Origin of the sequence: Clostridium moniliforme, from assembly GCF_017873235.1 — a bacterium.
Classification (GTDB): Bacteria; Bacillota; Clostridia; order Clostridiales; family Clostridiaceae; genus Clostridium; species Clostridium moniliforme.
Genome location: NZ_JAGGJZ010000003.1, coordinates 106,452 through 122,048, shown reverse-complemented (window position 1 = coordinate 122,048; position 15,597 = coordinate 106,452). Strand labels below are relative to the sequence as shown.

Below are 15,597 nucleotides of genomic sequence, written 5' to 3'. Positions count from 1 at the left end.
AACATTTTGGATGCACTTATGCAATAAAGTGCATCCATTTGAAATAATAAATTCTATATAATTATTTTCCTATTCCAGCAAGATAATCTTTTGATAAGTCTACATCTACTTTTTTTGCATCTACTGGGGATATCATTCCTAGTTTCTTTTTAGCACTAGATTCAATATTTTTTAATGATGAATTTTTTAACAAATCAACCTTTAAAGCTTCATTTTCTGAGTTTATCATCTTTATTTCATTGTTTAAAGTTCCAATTTGTGTTTGTAAATTATATACTTTAGTATCTCTCCATATTGTTAAAACTCCTAAAACAAAAATAACTAAAGCTATTTGTAATGCTCCATTTCTAGTTTTCTTTTTCTTTTCTTTAAGTAATTTGTTCTTTCTTTTCTTAGCCTCTTCAGAACTCTTATCTTTTCTTATATCATCATATTTTCTTTGTGGTGCATTTACCGTATTACCTCTTATATAATCTACTTCCTTTACTATCACTTTATTCACATCCTCTTAAAATTATAACATAATAATTTTTATATTCTCTCAATAACCCTAAGCTTTGCACTTCTACTTCTAGGATTTTCTAGAACTTCTTCTTTTGTTGGTTCTATAGCCTTTCTTTTTACTAATTTAACTTTTGGCTTTTTACCACAAACACATATTGGAAATTCCTTTGGACAAGTACAAGGATCAGCTAATTCTCTAAATTTTAATTTAACTATTCTATCTTCTAGTGAATGGAAAGTTATTATTGCCATTCTTCCACCTTTGTTTAACCTATTTACTCCATCTTCAATTGCTTTATTTAATATTTTAAGTTCTCCATTAACCTCAATTCTTATAGCTTGAAATGTTCTCTTTGCTGGATGAGGTCCTTCCCTTCTAGCTTTAGCAGGTATTGCGCTTTTTATTATGTCAACAAGTTCAAGTGTTGTTTCTATAGGCTTTTCAGATCTTCTACTAACAATAAATGATGAAATTCTTTTTGCAAATTTTTCTTCCCCATAATCTTTTATAACTTTATATAATTCCTCTTCACTATATGTATTTACAACGTCATACGCTGAAAATTCATTATCCCTATTCATCCTCATATCTAAAGGTGCATCTTTCATATAACTAAACCCTCTTTCACCTTCATCTAATTGATATGATGAAACTCCAAGGTCCATTAATATACCATCTACATTTCCTATTTCTAAACTATCAATAATGTCTCCTATATTATAAAAATTATTATGAACTAATATTTTGTTATCATAATCTTTTAATCTTTCTCCAGCTGCCTTTAATGCATCTTTATCTTGATCTATTCCTATTAATAAACCATCTTTTGATAATCTTTTTAGTATTTGTGATGAATGTCCTGCTCCACCTAATGTACAATCTACATATTTTCCATTTTCCTTTATACTTAATCCTTCTAAACATTCATTTAAAAGTACTGAAACATGTTTAAATTCCATAATTTTTCTCCTTATTAAATTCCTAAGTCAACCATTTTCTCTGCAATAGATTCAAAATCAACATTAGAATCATTATATTCTTGCCATCTTTCCTTACTCCAAATCTCTACCCTGCTTAATACTCCTATACTTACTATTTCCTTATTTATTTTTGCATATTCTTTTAAATTTTGTGGAATTAAACCTCTTCCTTGTTTATCTAATTCTATTTCACAAGCACCTGCAAAGAAAAATCTTACAAAGGCTCTTGCATCTTTATTAGTAAGTGGCAACTTTTTCATCTTTTCCTCTAATATTTTCCATTCTTCCATGGGATATGCATATAAGCAACCATCAAGTCCTTTTGTTATCATGAACTTACCGTTAAATCCTTCTCTTAATTTTGAGGGAACTATCATTCTATTTTTGCTATCAATTCCATGATGATATTCACCTATAAACATAATTTTTCTCCCTATTATACTTTACAGTTATTTTATTCTACTTTCAACCACTATTCACCACTTTTAACCACTTATTTATATATTCTATAAGTATTAGTATTTTCCTTCTTTAATTTCATTATTTTTTTATGTTTATTATTACTTTTATCTTAATTTTTATTTGTATTTAATACTTTTAAAAATATATGTTTGTTTTTAATTATATTAATTTTTAACATAATAAAAGTGAGCATTTATTATACTCACTTTTATTATGTATTTACTTTATTAAAATATTAAACTTTCACATCTTTTAATCCATAAAGTTTCATAATCTTTTTCACTTACTATTCTATTTTTTAAATCTTTAATAGAATTTATATTTTCTAAACTGCACCAATTAACACAAGTTCTATATAAATTCCAATCTAATTCATCTTCATCAAAGTAAACTTTTATAGTTTTTACTCCTTTTAAGTAAGCTGCATATGCTCTTGTATGTCCATCAGTAAATATTAGTTTACCATCTAATTCTTTAATTGGAATAGGCTCATAACTATTATAATCTTTCGGATTAAACCATTTCAAAACATTATTTAGCTTTTTTGAACTTATGTATAATTGACTTGGTTTTATATAACTTAAATCCATAAAAATATATTTATCTTTACTATAATAATTTATTTTTGAAACTTCTGTCTTTAATTTATTCATATAATCACCTTGTTTTTAATATTTTTTACTTTTATAATCTTAATTTAATAATTTTTAAATTTATTTTTAATTAATTTATTCAATATTAGTTGCTATATATAACAAAATAATAATCTGATAAAAACATCACATCAATTCATTTATTTTACATTTTTTCTTTATCTTTCATATATATATATTAATTATGTTAAAATAATTTTAGAAAATATTCAATATTTTTGTAATAATATGTATAAATCACAAATGACAAATATTAAAATTTAACTAAGGGGGAAAATTAAATGTTAAAAATGAAAAAACTTAACGCATTATTACTTGCAGGTTTAATACCTATATCTTTAATTTTTACAGGATGCGGTAATTCTAAAGATCAGGTAAAGGATTTCAAAAGTGAAATATCTTTTGCTGGTTCATCAACTTTAGTACCTGTAATAGATGGTATAAAGGAAGATTTCACAAAGGACGGAAAAACTACTTGGAATAAAATAAATAAGGATTTTCCTGATAAAGAAATTAAAATAACAATTACTTCTGGAGGTTCAGGAGAAGGATTAAAAGCTGTTATTGATAAAACTGCTGACCTTGGTCTTGTATCTAGAGAAGTAACTAAAGAAGAAAAGGCTAAAATAAAAGATTATAAAGAGTTTAAACTTGGAACAGATGCTTTAACTTTATCTGTAAATCCTAAAAATAAAATATTAAAGAAAACAGATAATTTATCTACAGAACAAATAAAAAATATATTTTCAGGAAAATATCAATATTGGAGTGATGTAGATAAAAGTTTACCTCATAAAAAAATAGTAGTAGTTACTAGAGATTTAAGTGGTGGTGCTCATAAAGTTTTCCAAAAAACTGTTATGAAAGATACAAAAGTTAAAAAAGATGTTATTCAAGCACCATCAATGGGAGCTTTAGCAAGCAAAATTATGGAAAATGAATATGCAATAGGATATGCTTCCTATGGTGTTGTTAATCAAAATAAAGGAAAATTAGTTCCTGTAAAGGTAGATGGAATAGAGCCTAACAAGAAAAATATTGTAGATGGTAAATATAAAATAACTCGTCCATTATTAATTATAAAAAGTGGAGATTTAAATCCATCTGAAAAAGCCTTTGTAGATTTTTCTCTTTCAGATAAAGGACAAAAAGTAGTAGAAAAATTAGGATTTATACCAGAAAAATAATTATTATCATTAATTAACTTGTAATAAGTATACCTACTTATTACAAGTTAATTTCTTTTAGAAAGAGAGGCTTTTTTATGAATCTAAAAGATAAATTATTTAGATTAATAATAAAATTAATTGCTATACTTTCTTTAAGTATAATTGCTCTTATAATTATATTTATTTTTAAGGAAAGTATAAAACTTTTTAAAGAATATTCTTTTACTAAATTTATTTTTTCAAAGGATTGGAACCCACTAGGTGAACCACCAGAACTTGGTATACTTCCAATGATATTATCAACTTTATATATATCATTTTTAGCTATTTTAATAGCCACTCCAATATCTACTTGTGCAGCTTTATATATAAGTTTTTTTCTTAATAAAAAATATAAAAAACTAATCCATTCTTTTATTTCAATATTAGCTGGAATACCATCAATAGTATATGGATTTATAGGTCTTTTAGTAGTTGTTAAATTTATAGAAGTTACCTTTAATAGAGAGTCTGGAGAAAGTGTTTTAGCAGGTGCTATAGTTCTTGCTATAATGATTATTCCTTATATAATAGGAAATTTAGAAGAGAGCTTCTCTAAAATTTATAAAAAATATGGTAAAGACTCTAATTCTCTTGGAGTTTCTAAAAATTATATGATATTAAATTTAATTTTACCATCAGCAAAAAGAAGTGTTATTGCAAGTATAGTATTATCCCTTGGAAGAGCTATGGGAGAAACTATGGCAGTTATGATGGTTATAGGAAATGCTCCTTTAATGCCAAAACTACTTGGTAAAGCTGAAACTATACCATCACTTTTAGCTTTAGAAGTAGGTTCAGCTGAACTTAAAAGCTTACACTATTATGGACTTTATGCATCTGGCTTTATTTTAATGGTAGTCCTTATAATAATAAACATAGTTTTTCAAAAAATAAAAAATTCAGTAATAGAGGAGTAATTATAATGAAAAAATTTATTAATGTATGGATATACTTAAGTATGATAATTGTAATTATGATATTAACCTTTATTTTAATTTTTATAGCAAAAGAAGGTATATCTGAAATAAATAAGCAATTTTTATTTGATTCTCCTAAAGGAATACCTCTTAGTTCAATGGGAGGAATATTTCCAGCTATTATAGGTAGTTTAGTTACAACACTTATTTCAAGTGTTATAGCTGGAATTATGGGTTTATGTACTGCTATATATAGTGTTTTTTATGTTAAAAATAAGAAACTTAACAATATTATATGTACAATAGTTCAATGTATTTCTGGAGTTCCCTCTATTGTTCTTGGACTTTTTGGATATGCTTTTTTAGTAGTAACTTTAGGTTTTGGCAAAAGTGTACTTTCAGCATCAATAACACTAGCAGTTATGATATATCCTTATATAGAAGTTAGAATAGAAAAATCTTTTAGAGAATTTCAAAAGGAATATTTACTTTCATCCTATGCCCTTGGAGTTTCTAAAGAATATACTATAAAAAATTTAGTTATAAAAGGAACTAAAGAAGAAATTATAACATCTATTACAATGGCTTCTGGTTTTGCAATGGGAGCAACAGCCCCTATAATGTTAACTGGTGCTGTTGTAAATGCTCATGCTCCTAAAAATTTGCTTGATCCTTTTATGGCTCTTCCCTACCATTTATATATTTTAATGCAACAAGGTATTGGAATAGATAAAGCCTATGGAACAGCATTAATATTAATTATTTTAGTTCTTATAATAAACTTCTTTGGAGCAATTTTAGGAGGTCTTAAAAAAGATGAACACTTTGATTAAAATAAGAAACTTTTCAGTAAGAACAAAAGAAAAGATAATATTAAACAATATTAACTTAGATATAGAAAAAAATAAAATAACAGTTATTTTAGGTCCTTCTGGTGGAGGTAAAACTACTCTTTTAAAAAGTATAAATAGAATGCTTGAAGAAGAAACTTCATTATATAAAGAAGGGGACATATTTCTAGAAGATGAAAATATCTTTAATATGCCAATTCAAAAGGTAAGAAAAGAAATAGGAATGGTCTTTCAAAATCCTACACCCTTTCCTTTTTCAATTTATAAAAATATGATTTATGCTTCAAAATACTTTGGAAGCAGCAATTTAAAAGCTATAGCAGAGGATAACTTAAAAAAAGTCTCCCTTTATGATGAAATTAAAGGCAACTTAAAAATGAATGCCCTTAAACTTTCAGGTGGACAAAAACAAAGATTATGTATTGCTAGAGCTTTAACTGTTAATCCAAAAGTAATTTTACTAGATGAACCCTGTTCAGCTTTAGATTTTAAAAATGTTTTAAATATTGAAGAACTTTTAAAATCTTTAAAAAATGATTATACAATATTAGTTGTAACACATAATTTAGATCAAGCTGAAAGAATAGCAGACAAAAAAATTTATATTGAAAATGGAAAATTATTATAAAAATAAACTACTTAAAAATATAATTTAATTATACTTTTAAGTAGTTCTTTTAATTTAAATATGTTTTAAACACTTACATAAATAGTAGCTTTAATTTTAAATTTTTATCTAGATAACTTCTTTTTAAATCTTGTAGCACTAATTATAACTCCAACAAAACATATTATTGCAGCTACTATATAAACAAAATCCATAGACATTATAAATACATGATCCTTTCCATTTATATAGTTAGTTACTGTATATCCTAACATATTGCTCATTTTACTATATAAAAGAGTTGTTCCTAAAGTTACTCCAAATATCATTCCTAAATTTCTAACTAATGCATTTACGCTTCCTGCAATTCCAAGTTTATTCTTATTAACTGTAGACATTACAAGAGTATTATTTGGTGATTGGAACATTCCATTACCAAGACCCATTACTATTGAATAAATACCAACAAGCCATATTGGTGTAGCTTCATGTATTGTTGACATAAGAACAAAACTTAAAGATAACATAGAAAGTCCTATAAGTGCTATTATCTCTGATCCAATCTTATCAGCTAATGTGCCACTTAAAGGTGATACTATTGACAATGTTATTGGATATATAATCATAAATAATCCTGCATAAAAAGGTGTAAGTTTTAATACATCCTGAAGATAAAATGGCAAAAGAATCGTAAAACAACTAATTGCTATAAATGATATGAAACCACAAAATACACTTATTGAAAATAAATTATTTTTAAATATACTTAAATCTAAAACTGGTGATTCTATTTTCATCTCTATAATTATAAATAGTATAAATGAAAATATACTAATTATAAATCCAATTATTATTGGGAAACTTGTGTATCCTACAAATTGACCTTCTGTTGTTACTAAAACTATTGAAATTATAAATATTGCAAAAAGTATTGTTCCAATTATATCTATTTTTTTATCTTTATGTCCTTCTTCTTTTGGAAGTATTTTCATTGCAGCAATAAAAGCTACTATTCCTATTGGAACATTTATTAAAAATATATATTCCCATCTAAGTGATACAATTATTCCTCCAAGAGCAGGTCCTACCATTGTTCCAAGGGCAACTGATGCTCCTGATATTCCAACAGCTTTTCCTCTACCCCCTTTTGAAAATGTATCTGTTATTATTCCTAAACTATTTGCCATTGTAAGAGATGCACCTATACCTTGGAATACTCTTGATATAACAAGTAGAGGTAATGTATGTGATAATCCACAAAATAGTGATCCTAATGTAAATAAAAATATACCAATTTTAAAAGTATTACATTTACCTTTTACATCACCAAATCTTCCTCCAAGTAGTATTAAACATGATATAGCTATAAGATAACTTGTAACAATCCATTGGACTTGTGCCATAGTTACCCCTAAATCTTCTGATATCATAGGAAGTGCTACATTTACAATACTTGCATCTAAACAATTCATAAAGGTTACTGTTACAATGCACACAAGTATTTTCCATCTATTATTATAGATAGTATCTTCTGCATTTTTTCCCACTTTAATCATCCTTTCTTCTCTTTTGTTTAATTATTTTAACCATAGGGATAATTATAATACAAACAACAAAGTAATTTCATAAAGCAAAAAAAGCTATAGCAACCTATTTAAAGAAATTAAATATATAATCCTATATAATTCAAACTTTTACTAACAGAAACTATTGACTTTGATTATGAATATTATTTTTAAATAAATCTAATAGTGTATTATAAATTATAATTAAAATCAAAAAAGATGGAGAAAATCTCCATCTTTTATTTATACATTGAATCTAAAGTTTACTACGTCTCCATCTTTCATTACATAGTCTTTACCTTCTAGTCTGAAAAGACCTTTTTCTTTAGCAGCAGCTTCTGATCCACACTCTACTAAATCATCATAAGATACAACCTCTGCTCTTATAAATCCTCTTTCTATATCTGAATGGATTTTTCCAGCAGCTTGTGGTGCTTTTGTTCCTTCTTTTATAGTCCAAGCTCTTACTTCTTGTACTCCAGCAGTTAAATAACTTATAAGTCCTAATAACTTATATCCTTCTCTTATAAGTTGATCTAATCCAGACTCTTTTAATCCATATTCTGAAAGCATTTCTTCTTTCTCATCATCTTCAAGTCCAGATAACTCTTCTTCAATTTTTGCACTTACTATTACTATTCCTGAATTTTCTTTTTTAGCGTACTCTTCAACCTTTTTAACGTAATCGTTATGAGGATTTCCACTAGTAACATCATCCTCTGATACATTACATGCATATAAAACTGGCTTTGATGTTATTAAGAATAAACTCTTTATAAATGCAGCTTCATCTTCATTAACTTCTAAAGTTCTAACTGGTAAATTATTTTCTAAATGCTCTTTAACTTTTAGCATTAATTCATATTCTGCTTTTGCTTTTTTATCTCCTGATCTTGCAAGTTTAACTGACTTTTCAATTCTTCTCTCTAAAACTTCTAAATCTGAAAAAATAAGTTCTAGATTAATTGTTTCTATATCTCTTATAGGATCAACACAACCTTCAACGTGAACTACATTTTCATCATCAAAACATCTTACAACATGAACAATTGCCGCAACTTCTCTTATATGTGATAAGAATTTATTTCCTAATCCTTCTCCTTTTGATGCTCCTTTAACTAATCCAGCTATATCATAAAACTCTATTGAAGTATACACTTTTTTCTTAGTATTATACATTTTTTCTAAAACATCTAATCTCTTATCAGGAACACTAACTACTCCAACATTTGGTTCTATTGTACAGAATGGATAGTTTGCTGATTCAGCTCCTGCCTTTGTTATTGCATTAAATAAAGTACTTTTACCTACGTTTGGTAAACCTACGATTCCTAACTTCATTATGTACATTCCCTTCTATATTTAAACTATTCCAATAAATTATACTCTACATATGGCTAATTTTCAACATTTTGCTACATATCATTTTTTCATTTAAATATTACCATGTTTATTTTTAAAATATTCTTCTAATACTAAATATGAAGAACATTAGGAGGTTTTGTTATGAATAAAAAAATTTTTAAAATAATAATCTTTTCCTCTTTTATAATTTTTACTTTTTTAGGAATTAAAGTCTTTGCAGAAAACATTAGTGATAATACAGAACTTAATTGGTATTTTGTATCTAGAGGAAAGGATATAACTCCAGAAGCACCTAAAGAATCTTCTTCTTTCTTAAATGATACTGCTTCTTTTTATGTTGGAGATACCTCTAAAAAAGAAATTTATTTAACTTTTGATGAAGGATATGAAAAAGGTAATACAGAAGAAATTTTAAATATATTAAAAGAAGTAAATGTAAAAGCTGCTTTCTTTGTTGTTAAACCTTATATAACTTCTCATCCTGATACAGTAAAAAGAATGGTTTCTGAAGGACATCTAGTATGTAATCACACATCAAGACATCCATCAATGGCCTCAATTACAAATGATGAAAAGTTTAAAAGTGAATTTAAAGAAGTAGAAGATGCTTATAAGGAACTTATAGGAAAGGATATGCCAAAATATTTTAGACCACCTATGGGTAAATATTCAAAAGCTTCTTTAGAAAAAACAAAAAATTTAGGATATAAAACAATATTTTGGAGCTTTGCTTATAGAGACTGGCTTGTAGATAATCAACCTTCTGAAAGTTATGCAATAGAAAAGATTAAAAATGGAGTTCATCCAGGTTGTATAATGCTTTTACATGCTGTATCAGATACTAATACTAAGGTATTAAAGGAAGTTTTAACTTCTTTAAAAAATGAAGGCTATGAATTTAAATCATTAGATGAACTTCCAGAAAAAATGGTATTAAAGAGTGCAAATTAAATTGCACTCTTTTTAATTATATATTAAACTATCTAATTTATTTAATATATATTCTTTCTTCTCTCTTGATTTTTCAAGAGTAATTTTAATTTCTTCATCTATTTCTTTAAAGAAAATTTCATTTCTTAGACTATTTAAATTTATTTTTACATTTAAAATAGAACTTTCTATAGCAGAATGCAAAAGACTTGCTGAAACTCCAGCATCAGATGCAAGCATTTTATTACCATATTCTAAAGCAAATTCTATATTAGAATAAAAGTCAATACACTCTCTACAAAGCTTTAAAGGCGCATACATAGCTTCATATGTTCTTTCTCTTATTTCTTTTTTTCTATAATTAATCTCTTCTTCACTTTCCTTTGGCAATTTATAAGAATTCATAAGTTTATTAAAACACTCTCTATCTTCCTCCATAAAGTTAATACTATTTTCTATGAAGTTTTTACATTCCTTTTCTAAATTAATCATTTTTGCTTTTTGATCCTCAGTTAATTTATCAAAGGATTTTTTATTTATAGTTAATGAATATACCATATTATTTAAACATCCTGACAAACTTGCAACAAGTGCTGCTGTACTTCCACCTCCAGGTGATGGTGAATCTGATGCTAAATCTTCTAAAAATTCTTTTATTTTATAATCATTAAATTTCATTTAATCACTCCTAAATCAATATTTATGATTATATCACGTTAAATTTATATCTTCCATAAAAAATTAATAGGCTTAATTTTAAGCCTATTAATCTATTTCATATTTATATGGATTATTAAATTTATTACTAAATACATACTCTTTTATATCTTTTTTCTCATTGTGAGGTTCAACTTCAGCTGACACTCCAATTGGAGTAACTCCAATTATTTTAAATTCATCTGGTATATTAAGTAATGCCTTAATCTTTTCTTCCTTTAAAGCTCCTATCCACATAGTTCCATAACCTTCAGCTGTTGCTGCAAGAATAAAATGCTCCATAGCAATAGCTCCATCTGCAATATAAAATTCTTTACCATCAACTTCTCCTGATTTTTCAGGCTCAGCTATAACAACTAAAGCCATAGGAGCTTCTTTTAAAGCTTCCTCTGCTTTATTATCAGAATTTAATATAAATTCTGCCATGATATCTTTTATGTTCTTATCTTCTAATAATATAAGTTTAAATGATGTTCTATTTTTCCAAGTAGGTGATTTCATAGCAGCTTCAATCATATTATTTAAGCTACCTCTGCAAATCTCATATCCTTTGTACTTAGAAACACTTTTTCTATTGTTTATAACATCATAAAAATTCATTTTATTCACTCCTAATCAAATTTTAATTTTATATGATTAGTATTCCAATAAAACTTATATTTTATTTATTTTCTTCTTTACTTATTGCTTTTTCTATTTTCTTTACAATTTCATCATCTTTATTTAATTTCTTTGCAATTTCTAAATGTAGTTTAGCATCCTTTAAATTTCCTAAATTTAAATAACACATTATTATATTTGTACAAATTTCAACTTCCTTTGAAGCTTCAAAAGCTTTTTTAAAATACTTTATAGCTTCCTCATAATCACCAATACAAGCATAATTTAATCCAAGTTCATTAACAACATCTAAAATTCCACTTTCAAGTTTTAAACTTTCACGTAAATAATAAATAGCCTTATCAAATTTATTTATTCTTCTAAAACATACTCCTAAATAATAATATATTAATGGATTATCTTCGAATTTTTCTAATAATGATAAAAACATCTCTATTGATTTTTCTGGTTTTTCTTCTATTAGATCAACTGCTTTTTCATAAGTTGTTATGTTTTCTATATCATTCATAAGCATTTCAATATCAGGAGTTTGTTCTCCACCTCTTCTTAAATACTCATTAATTTCTACTTTAGCTCCAACATAATCTCCTTTATCCTTTAATATTATACCTTTATAAAGGTATGGTTCTTTCATTTTGTTAAATAAATCTTTAGCTTCATCAATATCTTCTAATAATATCTCTTCGAATCCACTATCTTTATCTCTAATAGTTATTCCTATTAAAAGTAATTTTTTCATATACTCTTCATCTTCATAAGTTTGAAGAAGTCCCTTTAATAGAAGATAAGCATCTTCTAGACGTTCCTCTTTAACTCTTTGTGCTACTAAACTTTTTCCACACTCTTCACTTTGAGAAATTTGCATTAATAAAAGTTTATAGTCATCAGCATAGCCTATATTTTTATCTGCTCCTAATGTTAAAAGCATTCCTTCTATAAAATAATATATAGGTAGATTTTCTATTTTTATTTTATCATCAATATTACTTGTTATATATTCAGAACTTATTGGTACAAATAAGTCCTTGCTTTTAAAAGATATATACTCTGGAATATTTATTGCTCTTTTAAAACCTTCTTTATCTATTTCTAAAAATAAAAGTTTATTTAATTTATCTTTAAAAACTGCTTTATAATCCATATAAAAACCTCCAAAAAAATAATTGCTACCATCTAAAAAGATGGTAGCATAATTTTTAACTTAATTAGTTTAATTTAGACTTAATTAAATTCATTACATTTTCTTTAAATCTTACCATATCTTTTTGTGCTCCATCTAAGCTGTTCCCTTTTACAGCAAGATATACCTTCATCTTAGGTTCTGTTCCTGATGGTCTTACAACAAAAGATGAACCATTTTCAAATATAAATTTTAACACATTTGACTTAGGTAATTCAATAACTGATTTAATATTTGTATTTAAATTTTCTTCTATACTTAATTTATAGTCTAATCTTGTTTTTATTTTATCTCCTGAAACTTCAGTTAATTTAGCATTTCTTAAAGCTTCAATACATGAAGCTATTTTTTCTTGTCCTTCTTTTCCCTTTAGTTCAATTGAAACTAATTCTTCTTTAAAGAAACCAAACTTTTCATATAACTTAGTTAAACCTTCAGCTAAACTAAGTCCTTTTTGTTTATAATAAAGTGTCATCTCTGAAATAAGCATTCCCGCTATAACAGCATCTTTATCACGAACAAAATCTCCTGCTAAATATCCATAACTTTCTTCAAATCCAAAGATATATGTTTTGTCTCCACTTTCTTTAAATTCTCTAATCTTTTCTCCTATATATTTAAATCCAGTTAAAACATCTAAAATTTCTACTCCATAATGGTTTGCAATCTCTCTTGCTCCCTCTGTTGTAACTATTGTTTTTATTACAACTCCATTTTGTGGTAACTTTCCTGTTTCCTTTAATGAATTTAGTATATAATCAGTTAATAAAAGTCCTGTTTGATTTCCAGTTAAAACTTTATACTCTCCATCTGAGTCTTTAACAACTACACCAATTCTATCACAATCTGGATCTGTTCCAAATATTATATCTGGATTTTCAGTTTTTGCCATTTCTAATGCAATTTCAAATACATTTGGATTTTCTGGATTTGGATATGGAGCAGTTTTAAAATTTCCATCTGGAAGTTCTTGTTCTTTAACTACTAATACATTTTCATATCCAAGTTCTTTTAATACCCTTCTTACTGGAATATTACCTGAACCATGGATTGGAGTATATATAATTTTTAAATCCTTAGCTTTTTCTTTAACTAATTCATCTCTAATTGCAAGTCCTTTTACTTTTTCAATATAAGCTTTATCTACATCTTCTCCAATATAAACTAATAATCCTTTATCAATTGCATCATTTTCATTTATTGTTTTTATCTCTGAAAAATCTTTGATGTCATTTACACAATTTATAATTTTACTAGCTTTAATATCTGTTACTTGTCCTCCAAATTCATCATAAACCTTATAACCGTTATATTCCTTTGGATTATGTGATGCAGTTATAACAACTCCACCTTTACAATTTAAATGTCTAACTGTAAATGAAAGCATTGGAGTTGGTCTTAAGCTTTCAAATAAGTAAACCTTTATATTGTTAGCAGCTAATGTTAAAGCTGTTGCTTTTGCAAATTCCTTTGACATATTTCTTGAATCATATGCTATTGCAACTGACGGATTTTCAAAAGAATCATTTAAATAATTAGCAAAACCTTGAGTGGCTTTAGAAACAGTATATATATTCATTCTATTGCTTCCAGCTCCTATAATTCCTCTAAGTCCCCCAGTTCCAAATTCTAGATCTTTATAAAATCTATCTTCAATTTCTTTATCATCTTTAATATCTTTTAATTCTCTTTTTGTATCCTCATTTATTCTATCTGATGTTAACCATATGTTATATTTCTCCCTATAATCCATCTATGAACCTCCTTTAATTGTATCAGATATATTATACAACATAAGGTAAAAAATTCAAACTACCTTTTCCCTTTATATTTCAATTACATACAAAAAAGGAAGGCAAAATTTTATATTTAAGCCTTCTTATTTTTATAACTATTTATTTAAATATTCTCTTGATTTTCTTCTTCCATTAAATCAGAGGTTAGTTTTCTCTCATTAGATATTGATGCTATAACAGTTTCTAAATCATCTATTACTGTTATTTCATTTCCTAATTCTAAATCACAAATTCTATATACAGAACCATTAATTCCACTTGAAACATCTAGTTGAATATACTTAGGAAGTTTACTAGCATTACATAAAACTTTTACTAAATCCTTTTCCTTTTGAAGAACTGCACCTTTTTTATTTAAATATCCCTCACCTAAATATTGTATTGGAATTTCAGTCTCTATCTCTTCATTTCCCTTTAATATTTCTAGGTCTAAATGAATTATTTCATGATTAATAGGTTCCCTTTGAACTTCTTTAATTAGAGCTTCTTTAGTTTGCCCATTCATTTTTAAATTTAATATTCCATGTTCTCCTGTATTTGAAATTTCCCTTCCAAGTTCCAAAGAAGATACTTCAAACATAAAATTTGCTATTCCCTTTCCATAAAGAACTCCTGGAACTAACCCCTTCCTTCTTGTTTTTTTACCGCTATTTCCACATTTATTTCTTTCTTGTATATTTAATTCATTCATATGAATACCTCCTAATATTTATTACAAACTCTTTTTAAGTATGCCTAAAAATATATAGATTTATTCATTTATTAAAAATCAAATAATATACATTATAAATTTTATAAGTATTCCTTATGAATGTTTTTTTCTGAAAATACTTTTATTCCATTTTTTCTAAATAAACTAGCTGTTATTCCTTCTCCCTTAATTTTATTTCCAGAAAAATTTCCATCATAAATAAAATTACTTCCACAGGATGGACTTCCATCTTTTAAAATTGCAACTTTTGAATTTACAAGCTTTGCAATATTTAAAGCTTCCTTTGCTCCTTTTTCAAAAAAATTAGTAACCTCTTCTCCATTTTTATTAATTACTAGTTTATTTCCATTATTTTTTAAAATTTCTGATGGAAGCCTAGGAGTCGTCATTCCTCCTAATTGTTCAGGACATATTAAAATAGCCTTTCCTTTTTTTAATAAATTTACACATTTCTCATTTTCATTATTTTCACCATTATATTTACAATTACATCCACAAAGACAGGCACTTATTATTATCATAAAA

The 15,597-nt window shown here is 26.2% G+C and carries 17 protein-coding genes; 5 read left to right on the top strand and 12 right to left on the bottom strand.

All coding sequences use genetic code 11. The annotated features are described in order from the left end of the window. Positions 1-61: 61 nt before the first annotated feature. The 4 genes from ftsL to J2Z53_RS06380 all read right to left on the bottom strand — a co-directional run bounded on the left by ftsL (position 62) and on the right by J2Z53_RS06380 (position 2,600). On the bottom strand, positions 62-493 hold the full coding sequence (gene ftsL, locus J2Z53_RS12955; RefSeq protein ID WP_209796617.1) for a cell division protein FtsL: 432 nt from the start codon (positions 491-493) through the stop codon (positions 62-64). A gap of 38 nt (positions 494-531) precedes the next feature. Then, a complete protein-coding gene (rsmH, locus tag J2Z53_RS06390; protein WP_209796616.1) occupies positions 532-1,464 on the bottom strand; it encodes a 16S rRNA (cytosine(1402)-N(4))-methyltransferase RsmH in 933 nt (310 codons plus the stop codon). Positions 1,465-1,478: 14 nt separating this feature from the next. Next, positions 1,479-1,907, bottom strand: coding sequence for a division/cell wall cluster transcriptional repressor MraZ (gene mraZ / locus J2Z53_RS06385; protein WP_209796615.1), 429 nt, complete (start codon positions 1,905-1,907; stop codon positions 1,479-1,481). Positions 1,908-2,174: 267 nt separating this feature from the next. Beyond that, positions 2,175-2,600 (bottom strand): hypothetical protein, encoded by a 426-nt coding sequence (locus tag J2Z53_RS06380; protein ID WP_234925794.1) that lies wholly within the window; start codon positions 2,598-2,600, stop codon positions 2,175-2,177. Positions 2,601-2,881: 281 nt separating this feature from the next. On the opposite strand from J2Z53_RS06380, the gene J2Z53_RS06375 reads away from it, so the two are divergent. The 4 genes from J2Z53_RS06375 to J2Z53_RS06360 all read left to right on the top strand — a co-directional run bounded on the left by J2Z53_RS06375 (position 2,882) and on the right by J2Z53_RS06360 (position 6,207). Continuing rightward, positions 2,882-3,787, top strand: a complete 906-nt coding sequence (locus J2Z53_RS06375) for a phosphate ABC transporter substrate-binding protein (protein WP_407927655.1) — start codon at positions 2,882-2,884, stop codon at positions 3,785-3,787. A gap of 77 nt (positions 3,788-3,864) precedes the next feature. Further along, positions 3,865-4,728, top strand: a complete 864-nt coding sequence (gene pstC, locus J2Z53_RS06370) for a phosphate ABC transporter permease subunit PstC (RefSeq protein WP_209796614.1) — start codon at positions 3,865-3,867, stop codon at positions 4,726-4,728. A 5-nt stretch (positions 4,729-4,733) separates the two neighbouring features. Beyond that, entirely contained in the window at positions 4,734-5,561 is an 828-nt protein-coding gene (locus J2Z53_RS06365) for a PstA family ABC transporter permease (RefSeq protein WP_209796613.1), read from the top strand. Next, positions 5,545-6,207, top strand: a complete 663-nt coding sequence (locus tag J2Z53_RS06360; RefSeq protein ID WP_209796612.1) for a phosphate ABC transporter ATP-binding protein — start codon at positions 5,545-5,547, stop codon at positions 6,205-6,207. Before J2Z53_RS06365 ends, J2Z53_RS06360 begins: the two co-directional genes overlap by 17 nt. Positions 6,208-6,311: 104 nt before the next feature. Here J2Z53_RS06360 and J2Z53_RS06355 read toward each other — a convergent pair whose 3' ends face one another. Further along, on the bottom strand, positions 6,312-7,742 hold the full coding sequence (locus tag J2Z53_RS06355; protein ID WP_209796611.1) for an MFS transporter: 1,431 nt from the start codon (positions 7,740-7,742) through the stop codon (positions 6,312-6,314). 252 nt (positions 7,743-7,994) lie between these two features. Next, positions 7,995-9,092 (bottom strand): redox-regulated ATPase YchF, encoded by a 1,098-nt coding sequence (gene ychF, locus J2Z53_RS06350; RefSeq protein WP_209796610.1) that lies wholly within the window; start codon positions 9,090-9,092, stop codon positions 7,995-7,997. 165 nt (positions 9,093-9,257) lie between these two features. Between ychF and pdaA the strand changes: the two genes are divergently transcribed. Next, positions 9,258-10,067 carry a delta-lactam-biosynthetic de-N-acetylase gene (gene pdaA, locus J2Z53_RS06345; RefSeq protein WP_209796609.1) on the top strand — a complete coding sequence of 270 codons (810 nt, stop codon included), beginning with the start codon at positions 9,258-9,260 and terminating at the stop codon, positions 10,065-10,067. Between the two features lie 12 nt (positions 10,068-10,079). On the opposite strand, the gene J2Z53_RS06340 is transcribed toward pdaA, so the two are convergent. The 6 genes from J2Z53_RS06340 to J2Z53_RS06315 form a co-directional block, all read right to left on the bottom strand. Further along, complete coding sequence (locus tag J2Z53_RS06340; protein ID WP_209796608.1) at positions 10,080-10,724, bottom strand: cyclodeaminase/cyclohydrolase family protein; 645 nt, start codon at positions 10,722-10,724, stop codon at positions 10,080-10,082. An 87-nt stretch (positions 10,725-10,811) separates the two neighbouring features. Further along, the gene (locus tag J2Z53_RS06335; RefSeq protein WP_209796607.1) at positions 10,812-11,363 is read right to left on the bottom strand and encodes a nitroreductase family protein; all 552 of its coding nucleotides are present in this window, start codon (positions 11,361-11,363) and stop codon (positions 10,812-10,814) included. Positions 11,364-11,424: 61 nt separating this feature from the next. Continuing rightward, positions 11,425-12,525, bottom strand: a complete 1,101-nt coding sequence (locus J2Z53_RS06330; RefSeq protein WP_209796606.1) for a tetratricopeptide repeat protein — start codon at positions 12,523-12,525, stop codon at positions 11,425-11,427. A gap of 64 nt (positions 12,526-12,589) precedes the next feature. Continuing rightward, positions 12,590-14,317 carry a phospho-sugar mutase gene (locus tag J2Z53_RS06325; RefSeq protein WP_209796605.1) on the bottom strand — a complete coding sequence of 576 codons (1,728 nt, stop codon included), beginning with the start codon at positions 14,315-14,317 and terminating at the stop codon, positions 12,590-12,592. 146 nt (positions 14,318-14,463) lie between these two features. Beyond that, a complete protein-coding gene (locus J2Z53_RS06320; RefSeq protein WP_209796604.1) occupies positions 14,464-15,051 on the bottom strand; it encodes a 50S ribosomal protein L25 in 588 nt (195 codons plus the stop codon). 101 nt (positions 15,052-15,152) lie between these two features. Continuing rightward, positions 15,153-15,593: a DUF523 domain-containing protein gene (locus J2Z53_RS06315; protein WP_209796602.1), complete on the bottom strand. Its 441-nt coding sequence runs from the start codon at positions 15,591-15,593 to the stop codon at positions 15,153-15,155. Between the last annotated feature and the right edge of the window lie 4 nt (positions 15,594-15,597).

Bases quoted from the DNA above. Each gene is read 5' to 3' on its own strand.
- rsmH (WP_209796616.1), bottom strand. From the start codon at position 1,464: ATGGAATTTAAACATGTTTCAGTACTTTTAAATGAATGTTTAGAAGGA.
- mraZ (WP_209796615.1), bottom strand. From the start codon at position 1,907: ATGTTTATAGGTGAATATCATCATGGAATTGATAGCAAAAATAGAATG.
- J2Z53_RS06380 (WP_234925794.1), bottom strand. From the start codon at position 2,600: ATGAATAAATTAAAGACAGAAGTTTCAAAAATAAATTATTATAGTAAA.
- J2Z53_RS06375 (WP_407927655.1), top strand. From the start codon at position 2,882: ATGTTAAAAATGAAAAAACTTAACGCATTATTACTTGCAGGTTTAATA.
- pstC (WP_209796614.1), top strand. From the start codon at position 3,865: ATGAATCTAAAAGATAAATTATTTAGATTAATAATAAAATTAATTGCT.
- J2Z53_RS06365 (WP_209796613.1), top strand. From the start codon at position 4,734: ATGAAAAAATTTATTAATGTATGGATATACTTAAGTATGATAATTGTA.
- J2Z53_RS06360 (WP_209796612.1), top strand. From the start codon at position 5,545: ATGAACACTTTGATTAAAATAAGAAACTTTTCAGTAAGAACAAAAGAA.
- J2Z53_RS06355 (WP_209796611.1), bottom strand. From the start codon at position 7,742: ATGATTAAAGTGGGAAAAAATGCAGAAGATACTATCTATAATAATAGA.
- ychF (WP_209796610.1), bottom strand. From the start codon at position 9,092: ATGAAGTTAGGAATCGTAGGTTTACCAAACGTAGGTAAAAGTACTTTA.
- pdaA (WP_209796609.1), top strand. From the start codon at position 9,258: ATGAATAAAAAAATTTTTAAAATAATAATCTTTTCCTCTTTTATAATT.
- J2Z53_RS06340 (WP_209796608.1), bottom strand. From the start codon at position 10,724: ATGAAATTTAATGATTATAAAATAAAAGAATTTTTAGAAGATTTAGCA.
- J2Z53_RS06335 (WP_209796607.1), bottom strand. From the start codon at position 11,363: ATGAATTTTTATGATGTTATAAACAATAGAAAAAGTGTTTCTAAGTAC.
- J2Z53_RS06330 (WP_209796606.1), bottom strand. From the start codon at position 12,525: ATGGATTATAAAGCAGTTTTTAAAGATAAATTAAATAAACTTTTATTT.
- J2Z53_RS06325 (WP_209796605.1), bottom strand. From the start codon at position 14,317: ATGGATTATAGGGAGAAATATAACATATGGTTAACATCAGATAGAATA.
- J2Z53_RS06320 (WP_209796604.1), bottom strand. From the start codon at position 15,051: ATGAATGAATTAAATATACAAGAAAGAAATAAATGTGGAAATAGCGGT.
- J2Z53_RS06315 (WP_209796602.1), bottom strand. From the start codon at position 15,593: ATGATAATAATAAGTGCCTGTCTTTGTGGATGTAATTGTAAATATAAT.